Annotated in this window: 13 protein-coding genes; 8 read left to right on the top strand and 5 right to left on the bottom strand. The window is 60.0% G+C overall.

What is annotated here, in order from left to right; genetic code table 11:
* Positions 1–22: 22 nt before the first annotated feature.
* The 5 genes from JOE39_RS06680 (at position 23) to dhaL (ending at position 4762) form a co-directional block, all read left to right on the top strand.
* Positions 23–1033: a substrate-binding domain-containing protein gene (locus JOE39_RS06680; protein ID WP_003395474.1), complete on the top strand. Its 1011-nt coding sequence runs from the start codon at positions 23–25 to the stop codon at positions 1031–1033.
* A gap of 132 nt (positions 1034–1165) precedes the next feature.
* Entirely contained in the window at positions 1166–1921 is a 756-nt protein-coding gene (locus JOE39_RS06675) for an SDR family oxidoreductase (RefSeq protein ID WP_003395476.1), read from the top strand.
* A gap of 29 nt (positions 1922–1950) precedes the next feature.
* On the top strand, positions 1951–3066 hold the full coding sequence (locus tag JOE39_RS06670; protein ID WP_003395477.1) for an alcohol dehydrogenase catalytic domain-containing protein: 1116 nt from the start codon (positions 1951–1953) through the stop codon (positions 3064–3066).
* A gap of 40 nt (positions 3067–3106) precedes the next feature.
* A complete protein-coding gene (locus JOE39_RS06665) occupies positions 3107–4108 on the top strand; it encodes a dihydroxyacetone kinase subunit DhaK (RefSeq protein WP_003395480.1) in 1002 nt (333 codons plus the stop codon).
* A 3-nt stretch (positions 4109–4111) separates the two neighbouring features.
* Entirely contained in the window at positions 4112–4762 is a 651-nt protein-coding gene (gene dhaL, locus JOE39_RS06660) for a dihydroxyacetone kinase subunit DhaL (protein ID WP_024663854.1), read from the top strand.
* 12 nt (positions 4763–4774) lie between these two features.
* Here the strand turns inward: dhaL and JOE39_RS06655 are convergent, their stop codons facing one another.
* The 3 genes from JOE39_RS06655 to JOE39_RS06645 are packed head-to-tail and all read right to left on the bottom strand — an operon-like array spanning position 4775 to position 8378.
* Entirely contained in the window at positions 4775–5860 is a 1086-nt protein-coding gene (locus JOE39_RS06655) for an aromatic ring-hydroxylating dioxygenase subunit alpha (protein ID WP_003395486.1), read from the bottom strand.
* Positions 5845–7461 (bottom strand): GH3 auxin-responsive promoter family protein, encoded by a 1617-nt coding sequence (locus JOE39_RS06650; protein WP_046266308.1) that lies wholly within the window; start codon positions 7459–7461, stop codon positions 5845–5847. The genes JOE39_RS06655 and JOE39_RS06650 overlap by 16 nt, the downstream gene beginning before the upstream one ends.
* Entirely contained in the window at positions 7461–8378 is a 918-nt protein-coding gene (locus tag JOE39_RS06645) for a fatty acid desaturase (protein ID WP_024663852.1), read from the bottom strand. The genes JOE39_RS06650 and JOE39_RS06645 overlap by 1 nt, the downstream gene beginning before the upstream one ends.
* A gap of 137 nt (positions 8379–8515) precedes the next feature.
* Here JOE39_RS06645 and JOE39_RS06640 point away from each other — a divergent pair, with 137 nt between their 5' ends.
* Together JOE39_RS06640 and JOE39_RS06635 are read left to right on the top strand one after the other, a co-directional pair.
* Positions 8516–9382: a metal-dependent hydrolase gene (locus tag JOE39_RS06640; protein WP_010412107.1), complete on the top strand. Its 867-nt coding sequence runs from the start codon at positions 8516–8518 to the stop codon at positions 9380–9382.
* 24 nt (positions 9383–9406) lie between these two features.
* Positions 9407–10354 carry a hypothetical protein gene (locus JOE39_RS06635; protein ID WP_003395495.1) on the top strand — a complete coding sequence of 316 codons (948 nt, stop codon included), beginning with the start codon at positions 9407–9409 and terminating at the stop codon, positions 10352–10354.
* Here JOE39_RS06635 and JOE39_RS06630 read toward each other — a convergent pair.
* A complete protein-coding gene (locus JOE39_RS06630; RefSeq protein WP_003395498.1) occupies positions 10302–11417 on the bottom strand; it encodes a hypothetical protein in 1116 nt (371 codons plus the stop codon). The two genes, JOE39_RS06635 and JOE39_RS06630, sit on opposite strands and share 53 nt — an antisense overlap.
* Positions 11411–12076 (bottom strand): hypothetical protein, encoded by a 666-nt coding sequence (locus tag JOE39_RS06625; protein WP_003395501.1) that lies wholly within the window; start codon positions 12074–12076, stop codon positions 11411–11413. Before JOE39_RS06625 ends, JOE39_RS06630 begins: the two co-directional genes overlap by 7 nt.
* A 232-nt stretch (positions 12077–12308) precedes the next feature.
* On the opposite strand from JOE39_RS06625, the gene JOE39_RS06620 reads away from it, so the two are divergent.
* Entirely contained in the window at positions 12309–13757 is a 1449-nt protein-coding gene (locus JOE39_RS06620) for a fatty acid desaturase (RefSeq protein ID WP_057445437.1), read from the top strand.
* Positions 13758–13834: the final 77 nt, after the last annotated feature.

Below are 13834 nucleotides of genomic sequence, written 5' to 3'. Positions count from 1 at the left end.
CAACAATAACGAGGTTCTTATCATGAAATTCGGTACATCCCTGGCCGCTGTCGCGGCGTTCTCCCTGCTCGCCAGCAGTATCTCCATGGCCGCCGATGGCAAGACTTACAAGATCGGCGCGGCGGTGTATGGCCTCAAGGGGCAGTTCATGCAGAACTGGGTGCGAGAGCTCAAGGAGCATCCGGCGGTCAAGGACGGCACCGTGAAAATCACCGTGTTCGACGGTAACTACGATGCGCTGACCCAGAACAATCAGATAGAGACCATGATCACCCAGCACTACGATGCGATCATTTTCGTGCCCATCGACACCAAGGCCGGCGTCGGCACGGTGGCCAGGGCGATGGAAAACGACATACCGGTCATCGCATCGAACACCCGGGTTGCTGGCAACAAGGTGCCTTACGTCGGCAACGACGATGTCGAGGGTGGTCGCCTGCAGGCACAGGCCATGGTCGACAAACTCAAGGGCAAAGGCAATGTGGTGATCATCCAGGGGCCGATTGGCCAGTCGGCGCAAATTGATCGGGAAAAAGGTGAACTGGAAGTCCTGAGCAAACACCCGGACATCAAGATCATCGAGAAGAAGACCGCCAATTGGTCCCGGGCCGAAGCCCAGACCCTGACTGAAGACTGGCTCAACGCGCACCAGAACGGTGGCATCTCCGGGATCATTTCGCAGAACGACGACATGGCTCTCGGTGCCCTGCAAGCGGTCATGTCGCGCAACCTGAAGCCTGCCGATGTGCCGATCACCTCCATCGACGGCATGCCTGATGCCATCCAGGCGGCGAAGAAAAATGAAATCACGACCTTCCTGCAGGACGCCCAGGCCCAATCGCAGGGCGCCCTCGATGTCGCCCTTCGCACCCTGGCCGGCAAGGACTACAAGCCGCAGTCGGTGATCTGGGAGCGCTATGCCAAAGACGTCAAATGGGGCGACGGCACCGACAAGAACTACATCCTGCCCTGGGTGCCGGTCACCGATGCCAACGCCGATGCGCTGTACAAACAGGTCAGCGGCGGCAAGTAACCGGTCGGCGCTCATACCGGCCTCTTCGCGAACAAGCGAAGCGTCGCCCGGTTCGCTCCCACGGCCTTCGGCCAGAATCAAAAGCTAACGTGTTTGAATCTTCAAAAAAACAGCGCTACAGGAGTCATCTTCATGTCTGAATTCTGGAACAAGGCGTTCGATCTCAATGGCCGTTGTGCGGTCATCACCGGCGGAGCAGCCGGGATTGGCCTTGCCTGTGCCAGCCTGCTGGTCGCACGCGGAGCGCGGGTCGCACTGCTGGACCGTGACCCGGCAGTGGCCGAGGTCGCCGCCGGCCTGGGCAGCGGGCACATTGGTATTGCGGTCGACCTGCGCCGGGTCGATCAGGTCAACAGCACCATCGACAGCGTCTTCGAGCATTTCCAGCGCATCGATTATCTGGTCAACAGTGCCGGGGTAGCCATGCTGGACAAGGCTGTCGACGTCAGCGAAGAGGCCTGGGACACAACGCTGGAGATCAACCTCAAGGCCAGTTTCTTCGTCGCCCAGGCCTGCGCGCGACACATGCTCGGCCAAGGCAGCGGACGCATCGTCAACCTTGCCTCGCAGGCCGCAGTCATTGGCCTGGACAGGCACGTCGCGTACTGCGCGAGCAAGGCCGCAGTGGTCGGCATGACCAAAGTACTGGCCATGGAGTGGGCACCGCACATCAACGTCAACGCCATATCGCCCACCATCGTCGAGACCGCGCTGGGCAAAAAGGCCTGGGCGGGCGAAGTCGGAGAACGGGCCAAAACACAGATCCCGGCAGGCCGCTTCGCTCAGCCGGAGGAAATAGCCGGGCTGGCCCTGTACCTGCTCAGCGACGCAGCCAGCATGATCACCGGCGAAAACGTAGTGATCGACGGCGGCTACAGCATCCAGTAATTCATTTTTCTGTCGTGAGGTTCATCGTCATGTCCACCGCCACCGAACGCACTGCCGAACAACTTTCACCGGTCATACCGAAAACCATGCAGGCCGTGGTCTGCCACGGTCCGGAAGACTACCGGCTGGAAACCGTGGATGTGCCGACTCCCGGCCCCGACGAAATCCTCACCAAGGTCGAGCTGTGTGGCATCTGCATGGGCGACATCAAGACCTATCGCGGCGCGCCCTCGTTCTGGGGCGATGCCGAGCAGCCTCGCTACGTCAAACCACCGATGATTCCAGGCCATGAATTCGTCTGTCGCGTGGTGGCGCTCGGCCCTGGTGCCGAAAAGCGTGGCGTGCAGATTGGCGACCGGGTGATCTCCGAGCAGATCGTGCCGTGCTGGGGCTGCCGCTTCTGCAACCACGGACAGTACTGGATGTGCCAGAAGCACGACCTTTACGGCTTCCAGAACAACGTGCAGGGCGCCATGGCCCAGTACATGATTTTTACCAAGGAAGGCATCATTCACAAGGTGCCCGACTCGATTGCCCCGGACGAAGCCATTCTCATCGAGCCGCTGGCCTGCTCGCTGCACGCAGCCGAACGGGCCGATGTCGATTTCGACGACATTGTGGTCGTCGCCGGGGCCGGCACACTGGGCCTCGGGATCATTGGCGCGGTGCGCATGCGTAACCCGAAAAAACTCATCGTTCTCGACATGAAGCCCGAGCGCGCCGCCCTCGCCCTGCGCATGGGTGCCGACGAGGTGTGGAACCCGGCCGAGGTCGATGTGCTGGCGAAGATCCGTGAGATAACCGACGGCTACGGTTGCGACATCTATATAGAAGCCACCGGACACCATAAGGCGGTCAATCAGGGCCTGGCGATGCTGCGCAAACTCGGACGCTTTGTGGAGTTCAGCGTATTCAACGATGAGGCCACAGTGGACTGGTCGATCATCGGTGACCGCAAGGAGCTGGACGTGCTCGGTTCTCACCTTGGTCCCTACATGTACCCGCGCGCCATCGACTTTATCGGCAACCGCAAGATCGACATGCGCGACGTCGTCACGCACAAATTCCCCCTGGCGGAGTTCAAGGAGGCGTTTGCCGTCATGGAGCGAGGTGATAAATCATTGAAGGTGGTTCTGGAACCCTGATCCGCCCGATCCTTATAAAAAGAACACAGGAAATCGCGTTATGAACCGAGTGATAAACGATCCGGACCAGGTGGTCGAGGACATGCTGCGCGGCATTCTGGTAGCGCACCCCGAACTGTCGCAAAGTGAAGGTAACCCGCGGGTCATCAGCAAAACCCGCCCTTCAGAGCAAGGGCACGTAGGGATCGTCACCGGCGGCGGTTCCGGTCATGAACCGGCCTTTCTTGGTTATGTCGGTCCCGGGCTGGTGGATGCGGTAGCGGTCGGCGAGATTTTTTCCTCGCCCACGGCCAAGAGCTTTTTCGACGCCTTCCGCGCGGCCGATCACGGTGCAGGCATCGCCTGCCTGTACGGCAACTACGCGGGCGACAACATGAACGTGAAGCTGGCGATGAAAATGGCCGCCAGCAAAGACCTGCAAGTGCGCACGGTGGTGGCCAACGACGATGTGGCCTCGGCACCGAAATCCGATATCGCCAAGCGACGCGGAGTGGCCGGGGAAATTTTCATGTGGAAGGTCGGCGGCGCCGCGGCTGCACACGGTTACGATCTGGACGGCGTGATCCGCGTCGCGCAGAAGGCCGTGGATCAATGCCGATCCATCGGTATCGGCCTGACGCCCTGCACCATCGCGGCGGTCGGCAAGCCCAACTTTCAGATCCCCGACGGCAAAATGGAGCTGGGCATCGGCCACCATGGCGAACCGGGTATCGAAGTCATCGACATCGAGTCTGCGGCGGCCATGGCAGAACGCATGCTGGCGCCGATTCTGGCCGATCGGGATTTCAGCGTGGACGACAGCGTAGTCGTGCTGGTTTCAGGCCTCGGAGCAACGCCGGTGATGGAGCTCTACGTGTTCTACGCCGAAGTGGAGCGCCTGCTCAAGGCCCGAGGCTTGAACATCCATCGCTGCTACGTGGGCAATTACTTTACGTCGCTGGAGATGATGGGGGTAACCCTGACGCTGCTGGGCCTGGACGCCGAGCTGAAAAAGCTGATCGACCACCCTTGCCGTTCCATCGGCATGACCCAGGCGGAGTGAACCATGAGCGAACAATTCTCTACCCAGCATGGCACTGCCATCGTTGCCGACCTGGTGAGCGTGATCGTCGCCAACCGCGAATACCTCAGCGAAGTGGATGGCGCGATCGGTGACGGCGACCATGGCATCAACATGGCCAAGGGCTTCGCCCATTGCGGTCGTACCATCGAAGGCCGCCAACTGAGCCTCGCCGAGGCGCTGGATGAGCTGACCCTGAGCCTGATGGAAGGCATCGGCGGCTCCATGGGCCCGCTGTACGGCAGCCTGTTTATCGGCATGGCCGACCAGGTGCGCGGCTGCGAGCAAATCGACGCGACTGCCTTCGCCAGTCTGCTACGCGGCGGTCTCACCTCCCTGCAGGACATCACCGAAGCCGGGGTCGGCGACAAATGCCTGATGGATACCCTGATTCCGGCCGTCGAAGCCTTCGAGCAGGCCCATGCCCGAGGTGAATCATTCAGCGCGGCACTCGATGCGATGAAAAACGCTGCATCACAAGGGCGCGATTCCACCCGTGATCTGGTCGCGAAGATAGGCCGGGCGAGCCGCCTCGGCGAACGGTCGCTCGGCGTGCTGGATGCAGGCGCGGTGTCGTGCTGCCTGATACTGACGCAACTGGCGGATTCAGTGCAGCCGAGGCTGAAAGACCGTTAAAGCACAGCGCGATCAAAGCTCGAATCGAATCCGCCGCTCGCGGCGCTGTGCCTCCGGCAGCGCCTCGCCGCGTCGGACCGCAGCAAGCAGTTGCTCGACGCCCACATGGATTGCATCGGCAGGCACATTGCACGGTTTGAAACCAGCCGCATTGTCGAGCCCTTCGCGATGCGCCTGAATGATTCTGACGTCCTGTTGAATCACGATGTGCGTGTACAGATGGATGAAAGGACGCAAAATTCTCAATACCCAGCGCGGCACTGGAAAACGATAGGCAATGTAGGTGTAGACCCGCGACTGGCGATCATCGACAGGCGTGATCTGGCTCACGATCAGGAAGCCTGAGCGTGCCCCCCAGAGGTAATCACAAAACGTCACATTAGGCGCCAGAAAACGATCCGTATGCACAAGTGGCTCGGCGTCCGGGTTGGTCAGCCATTGCATCATCCCGATCTCGTCGACTTCGTCGTGATAGACAACCTCGATGCTCTGCGCCTTGCAGGAGAGCGTCGCTTCCATGGCTCGACCGCTGCTTGAGCGAAAAATACCCTCGTGAACGAACACGGTGTGCGGCACGTCCAGAAAGTTCTGCACCAGACTGCCGACATCGGCATCGAAGGTGTTGACCATGAAATAGGATTGCCACGGGCGTTCGCCATAGGCAGGCAGCCGGAATATCGGTGTTTCGCGAGCATCGCGCGTGCCGGTGTACACCCAGACCAGGCCATCCTGTTCGCAGACGGCAAAATGGCGCTGCCGGTAGCGATAGTCAGGCGACTTCGCTGCGCCCTGCCTGGCGTCTACGCTGGGAATATGCACCACCTGGCCGTTCGCGTCATAGCGCCAGCCATGATACGGGCACACCAGACAATCATCGGTGATTTTGCCGGCTGAAAGCCTTGTGCCACGGTGCACACACTGGTCCAGCAACGCAGCGGGCTGCCCGTCGCGCTGGCGAAACAGAACGATATTCAGGCCGAGTATCCTGGCCCGATGCGGCTTGCCTTTGCGCAGCTGCTTCTGCGTGCACGCTACATACCACTGCTCAAGCGTGCCGTCGTCACGGGTATCGGTTTCACTGATCAAAGTTGAGGGCATTCAGGTTCTTCCGTGATTGCAAGGAGCGCGTCAGCCGTGTCCAGACGGCTGATCAATGCACGCGGCTTGACGTCGCCTGCACGAATACCCGTCGACTCTGCAGCGCGCTGCAGCAATTCTGCGAGTCTTTGCGCTCCTCCACAGACGAAACGCATACGCACCGGGCCCAACTGACCCAGCGTGCGCGCATGTGCATAGTGAAAGGAGCGCTGCAGGGCCATTTCAATACTGTTGGCCAACGCATTGCGGCAAATGCTTGCCAGTGTCGTCGTTGAGGTACACAGCAGCACCACATAATGCGGAAGTGCGCTGCTGGAGTCGGGTATCAGGCATGCGCTGTCGGCCGCGTCCATGCATTGCGCAAGGGCTCGCTCGACCAGTTGCTCATCGAGCTTCTCGCCCACCAGGTCACAGGTACTTGCGCAACGCCCGACAAACTCAACACGCGGAGTCCCGGCGAGCTTACCGACTACGCGCACCCGATCACCCAGTGCATACCGGTAAAGACCTGCACCGGTAGTCAGCAGTACTTGCGCGGTTTCACCCATACGCAGGGCGTGAGCCTCTTTTGGCAGCCCGTCATCCCCGATGAATTCCAGATAATGACTGCCTATCGCCAACGGGCAGCCAGCCCCTTCGCCAAACGGGAGGCTGACCACGCCTTCAGTCGCGAATAATCCTTTGGGCAACCAGCGTGCCTGAGGGAAACGCGCAGCCAGTTGCTGGGCGTATACACGACTCGGTCCGTCCATCCAGCAACTTACCGCCGCAAGACGAGGCCACAACTCGGTGAATACCCCATGAGCAAGGGCGTGGCGTAAGGCTTTTTGGCGAGTTGCCGGCAACCTTTCTTCGAGCCAGGCAACTATCTGCCGACTTTCATGTGATTCAGTGTCGAGCAGTGGCTGTAGCACGCTGGTCAGAAACGTCGGGCTCCACACGCTGATAAAGCTCAGCCCGGCATCTGCAATCAGGGCGAGCAGCGTTTGCCTGCGCCAGTGCGCCACGTCGCTGGCCAGTTCAGGAATCAGCAATGTCCCGGCCAGCCCAGCGATTGCACTGCCTTGCAGATATTGCAGATCGCTGGCACTGCCGATCGGTATGTCATTGGCCGTCATTGCCGGCTGCTGCAAGGGCGGCGACATGGACCAATACCCGCTGCCATGGCTGATTTCCGGGACCTGGCGGTACATATCCGCCAGCCACACCGTCAGGGAACCCTGCAATTGGCCAAGGAATTCCTGCGTATAGGGGATGTGTTTCTGCACTGCACTATTGCCGCTGCTGCGCTCGAAGAACAACGGCGGACTGGCGGTCAGTATCGGCCCTTGTTCATGCTGCGCACGCTCGATCCAGGGCTGCAATTGGGCATAGGTATGTATCGGTACCCGCTTGCGAAACTCTTCGGAATCGCGGATTCCGGCAAAATCATGAGCTTGGCCGAAGGCGCAGTCACGGCTGGCCGACAGCATCCGCAGCAGTAAGCGCTGCTGAGATTCTTCGGGTTGCTCGAACAGACGCTGCCAGTGATCGAGCGTGACGTAAGCACTGTCCATGAACGAGCGCCACAAGGCTCTTTTCACATCATCACCCGCCAGCATCAAAAGTAGGTCTTGTCGAGCTGGGTCAGGTCATCGGGCAGTCGCTGCGGAGGCATGAACACCTGTAGCCAGCCGAACCACAGAGGTCGGGTTTCCTTTGGATTGGATGCCGCGTACATGTGCTGCCAATGCATCTGTGAATGGCGATGGTGGGTCAGGTTGTAATTGAAGTTGAGGAATGCCCAGCGGACCACGCGTGGCGCACGCATGTTGTAGGCACCTTCGACGACATCTATCGGGGTGCGCATGTGATAGACCCATTGCAGCGATGACCAGGAAAAACCGAAGGCGATATAGGCAATCAGAACCACTTCCCAAGACCAGCCAAGCAGGTAAGCACACGTCAGCCAGACGATAATGCCGGTGATGACTTCCTTGCGGATGCGCCGAAAGTCGCTGATCGAGAAATCCTTGAATGCCGCAGCGTAAGTATTGACCTCACCGCTCTGCGACCATCGATCAGCTAGACGTGGCGGCAGCAAAGGCAGCAGCAGGCTGCCGACGAACGCCGCCAGCCAGATACCACCGAGCACCGCAAAATAGTATTCCAGCCGTTTACGCAGCAGAGATTCATCCGGCATCGCAAAATCGGCCAGTTCGGCACGTGTGCGGTTCCGTGAGTGGTGCCCGAGGTGATTGATGTGGATCAGCGTCGCGGACGCCCCAAACAGGGTCGAGGCCCAGCACATCATCAGGTAATTGACGGTTTTGTCGCTGTGCGCAAGGCTGTGAAATGCCTCGTGCATCATCGAGAACACACCCTGCATGACCAGACAGAACGGAATCAGGATCAGCCATTTCCATGGACCTGCGCCAGTGTGGGACAGCCAGGTAAGCGTAGCGCCCCAGAACAGCGTCTGAAGCACCAGCACAGCCAGGTTGGCATTGTCGAAACGGCGTGCCGGGTGAATATCCATATATAACTGCGCCTGAATGACCACATTCGAAAGCCCGGAAGTATACCTGCCCGAGCGCCAGTCTGGTTATTCGGCAGTTTCAAGCCTGCCGGAGTCTGGCACACTGTGCACCTTGATATCACGGTAAGCCGAGCACCATGTCGCTCTTCAAACGCATCCTGTTCAGGCGCTCGGCGGCCATGCTATCCCCGCAGGCGATCCCGCACCGATCAATACGCTTCACCTTCGATGACAGTATCCCGCGCTACTGGCATGGCGGCCGCACGCACACCACGCGCTTTTTCGATTGTCTGTCGTTCATGTTCCCCCAAGGGGAAAAAATCTTCATCGAGAGTGTGGTGCACTTTCGCCACCTGCTCGACAGAGGCAGCGCTCTGGACAAGGCCGTCGACGATTTCGTCTATCAGGAGGCGTCGCACATCCGCGAGCACCGTGCCTATAACCTGCTTTTGGGCACACAAGGCGCGCCGGTCGAAAAACTGGAACGCATGCTGTTGCGGCGCAGAAAGGAAAGCGAGCGATTACCGGCCAGCTTTCGTCTGGCACTGACGGCCAGCCTTGAACACATCACCGCAATACTGTCCGAGCAGATTCTGCGAAACCCGGCCTACATGGCGGGCGCCGACCCGACGATGGCCCGCCTGTGGCGCTGGCACGCAATGGAAGAGATCGAGCACAAGGCTGTGGCCTATGACGTGCTGTGCAAAGTAGAACGTAACCCGCTAAGGCGTTACCTGCTTCGTTGGGTGGCGATGACGAGCCTTTCGGTGTACTTCACTTTCGACCTTACTTACTTCACCTATCATCTCGTGCGCGGGGACCGGCAACACCGCAACTGGCGCGAATGGCTGCGCCTGCAATGGTGGTTGTTCGTCAATCCCGGCCTGCTGTCGCGCATCGTGCCTGCCGGGCTGTTCTGGTTCGCTCCGGGCTTCCATCCTGACCGAATCGACACACGCGAGCTGCTCGACAACGCTCGCCAGGCACTTGATGAACAGCGCTGAACGCAGCTTTCGGGGCTGGCTCGCATGAAGACCATCTGGACACCCGATGGCTTCGAGGAGTGGCAAAGGCATTTCCCGGCTACCGCTTTCGTACGTCACCCTGCGGAGCTGGACTGGACCGATCTGTTCCTGCAGCGCTGGCAAGTGCCCTTGCCCAGCCTGCCAAAGAACACCCTGGTCGTGCTGGTTGCAGGTCTTTACTCGGAATTCATCCTCTACTGCAATCGCGCCTGTGCCCGGTCCCTCACCTCTGCGGGCCACTATGTCCTGCGCATGCCGGTGCGCTCCTCACGCGGTGTGATCGCGCAAGGCAGGCACATCGCGACCCTGCTCGGCAGCCGACTCAAGCCAGGGCAGCGCTTTGTGGTGCTGGCTCATAGCAAGGGTGGTCTGGATACGCTGGCAGCGTTGTCACAGAACAAGGACCTGCTCGACGCGTGTGACGGCATAGCACTGGTGCAGCCGCCCGCTGGACCCTCGCCGATCATCGATGAGCTGCTGGGCCACGGCGCCGCTAGCGCTGGCCGAGGTTATCGAATGGACAGGTTCCGTCAGGCGATGATTAACAGCGCACCACTGGCTGCGGGCACCCGGGACATCAGCAGCAACCGCGACCCACAGGTTGCTGAAATGCTCTCCGCCCTGCCCGCCACCCTGCACTGTCTGCATGTCGTCAGTTGGTCGGCCGCGCGGCGCTCACACTTCGATACTCACCATCAGCGCCTGAATGCGTTGCGTCCCGGGCATGCGCATGACGGTCAGTTCTACATGGAACACCTGGCATTGCCAGGCGTCCCGCAGATCTGTCTGCCGGATCTGGATCACGGTCAGCCGATACTGGGCGGCACCGGCTTCGACCCGACGAGATTCTGGCGGACATTGCTCGACGTGCTACACCAGACACGTACGCCAGAACGCTCTACACCAGATAGATTTCGAAGCCTGGGATACTCGCCGCACAAGCCTCGGTAAACTCGGCTGCGTGGCTGCCGCAGGGTGCCGTGTAAAGGTCCATCGGCAAGGAAAAGGCGTGATAACGATGCATTGCCTTCCACAGCGGGTCCTGGTCGTAAAGGCATAACTGCATCAGCGAATAGTCTTTGCGCACCTGCTTCCAGGCAACATCCAGCAGCGCGCAAAACACCTCGGGGTCACGATGGCGAACCTGCAGGTGGGTCAGGTAGATATCCCGCAGTGCCTGGCCAGGCGCTGCGATACCTGGTCGGCCTGCCAGAGGTGCGAGCGCATTGTAGCCAAGGCGCAGTAACTGCTGCGTCAGGGGCATCTGTTCGACGACGATGCGTTTTATCTTCCCGGCGTCCCAGGGCGCGACGCAGCCCAGCAGGTTGTCGCGGTCATCGACAGCCAGCAGAAACGAGTCAATACCGAAATCCGGCCACTGGCTGAGCCTGCGCTCAAACTCCGCCTCGCTGAACACACAGCCAAACGATTGCCGGGATGACTCGCTGTCGAGAAACGCCCTCAGCGCATCCAGATAACGAGGGGCTGCGCGGACGACCCTCACCTCGCCGCTAGTGCGGGGAACGCTACTCAAACCACGCTGACCGTAGACTGAGACATTACTGTAGCCACGCCAGTGTGCGAGTTTCAGCGGGTTTGCTCGTCGTCGCCCCAGCAGCGACTGGGTCGCCAGAGCGTTATTGCGGATGATGCAGCAATAGGCATGCTGGGCGCCTGTTTCACGGGACAGATCCGCGAGCCGCGTCTGTACCTCGGCCATCCATGACCGGGACAGCCTGCGATCGGGCGTCAGTCGTAGGTCGCCCAAATAGGCGACAGGCTCGACACCACCGTGCAGGTAGCCATCACGCACCACCAGACTGGCCGAGCCGCGCAGCTCGCCCTCCGGGCCTTCGGCGATCCAGGTGCGCTGATCGTCGGCATGGCAGCGGTGCAGGGCGAAGTAGTCCGGGCTACGATCAAAACGTAGCGGCATGCTCCCGCGCATCGTGTGTCGCCGTTGAAAGTCGAGAAGACGCGAACTGTCCGCCGTACCGGCCTGACGAATCAGCACGCCGAGTACTGCTCGGTCATAAACAGCCGTCGAGCCAGCGGTCGCAGGTTTTTGGGGGCAAGGCGACACAGGCAAACCAGTTCGTCACCCTCGGCGTAACCAGGGTTCTTTTGCAGAAAGTACTCGACTTCCGGCAGCTTTGCGTGATTTTCCGAGATCAGTGCAAGCTCCGCGCTGAGGCGGCCCTGCGGCGTCTTGAATGACAGCACGCCGGTGGCCGGGTCGTAGGCATCGCCAAAACGCGTATAGGCAAGGTGATCCATCAAGGCCTGGACACGAGGCGCTGTCGAATGACCCGCACGCGGTGCGTAATCCAGTACCATTGCCCGCAGATAGCGATAGGTTCGATGCCCCTTGCAGATCAGAAACCAGTAAAGGGGAACATCGGGAGCCTGACGCCACAGGTCGCCCACCAGTCTAGACCAGGCGAAGGCGAGTTGCTGGCTGCCCCAGTGTTCAGGGGTGATGATAGTGTCACCGGAAAAAATGAATTTGCAGGGCTGATTATCCCAGCTCATTTCAAACAGTTTCAGCGTTGTGAAGCCCATGATCGTGTCATGGGTGTCGCGCAGAACGACACAATGCGTCTTGTCGTCAAGGTCCTGCTCGAATCGAGCCCGACAGGTATCCTGATAGCAGGCAGAATAAATCTCGAACATCCGATCGATATCGACTGATCGTAAATCGGGGCGCCCAACGGCGGTCGCGCACAAACTCATGGAGGCCTTCGATGTATGGAAACACAATGACCGGATTCTGAATTGCCGGGCCGCAGAGGGCAATCAGTCTCTCGGCACAATGTCCCGATTCTTCTGCAATCATCGCTGCGCACAGTCTGGCCCGTCCGGGCGTTCGCTTGTGCACGTAACGAATGAACCAGGCTTCGCACCCATGCATCCTCATCAATGCGCCACGTCCAGTACTGATCGTCCCGTCACGTGGCTGTTGGCCTACCTGCTGGTCACCGGCCTGCTGTACTTTCTGGTGACACACGTTCCAATGGGCCCAGCAAGGCTCGTCGAGCCAGGTATCGTCGACGCTCATATGCCCTTGCTGCCGTTCACGCTGCCGCTGTATCTCAGCTATACGCTGGTGATGCCGGTGCTCGTTTACATGGGGCGTCAGTCCTCTTGGCTGCTGCCGGTATTTTTCGTCGGTGCCCTGGCCGCCGGGCTGTGCCTGGTCAGCCACCTGTTCTGGCCGACCATGATCCTGCGTCCTGAAAGCGGTTCCGCGTGGCTCGACTGGCTATACCAGCTCGATGCGCCACTGGCGGCATCACCCAGCGGGCATGTGGCGTTACCCGTTGCAATCAGCGTCGTCATGGGCGGTTTGCGGCTGAGATCGGCCTGGGTATTTGCCCTCTGGAGCGCAGTGCTCATGCTGACGGTGATGACCACCGGGCAGCATGTCTTCACCGACATGGCCTGTGGCGTGTTCATCGGCCTGGCCTGCGGCCTGACGACCTTGGTACTCAGTCGCTGTGCGGTAGACATGCGCACCTTATCGGCTCTGCTACTCGAATGGCTGTGCATACTGGTCACGATTCGTGTCGCGATTTACCTCGCAGACTGGCGCTTTTATCTGCTGGCCGTGCTCATCGTGGCAGCAAGGCAGCACGCGTTGTTCGTGCTGTATCACGATGCAACCCATTATCACCTGACTCGACAGCGCAGTACTAACGACTTCCTGATCAACCTGGCGATCGGTGTTCCGGGCCTGGTGCCGATCGAATTCTACCGGCCCCTGCACTTGGACCATCACCAGCACGCGGGTACCGAACAGGACCCGGAACGACGCTTCCTCTATTACCGCCAGCCCTGGCAGTTCCGACCGTTAACCGCGAAGTTGCTGGCCAGGCAACTGCTGGGAGACTTGCTGCTGATCAACACGCTGCGCAACATTGCCGCCTACAAGGCCGCAGGAGGCGCGCCGCCAGCGCTCACCCGCCCGCTGATTTCGGCAGCGCTGGTATGGCTGATGATTGTCGCCGCGCTTATCTGGCAATGCTCGGCGCAAACGTTCGGGTTGGTGGCGATGCTGTGGTTCCTGCCCCTGATTACGGTCGGCACCCTGCTGCAGAAAATTCGCAGCATGGCCGAGCACAGCGGCGGCCCCGGCGTCACGCCTGGCTGGGAAGAGTGGACCTACGCCTGGCGCGTCGGCTGGCTGGGACGATTTTTCATCTGGCCTTACCATATCAACCTGCACTTACAGCATCACCGAACCGCCAGCATACCGTGGCATGCCCTGCCCTCTGCAGTTCGAGCCGAGGAGCAGCTCATGGCATCACGCTCGCTTGCCTCGCTGATGTGGTCGAGGCTCAAGCAGAAATACTAATGCCTGCGCGATCCGACACAGAGTAGTCATTCGCTATTATTGGCCACGCGGTGGTCAACGACGTTTGCCCTGTTACT

This window comes from Pseudomonas sp. PvP100, assembly GCF_017833055.1.
Taxonomy (GTDB): Bacteria; Pseudomonadota; Gammaproteobacteria; order Pseudomonadales; family Pseudomonadaceae; genus Aquipseudomonas; species Aquipseudomonas syringae.
This window is presented reverse-complemented; position numbering and strand designations above follow the sequence as displayed.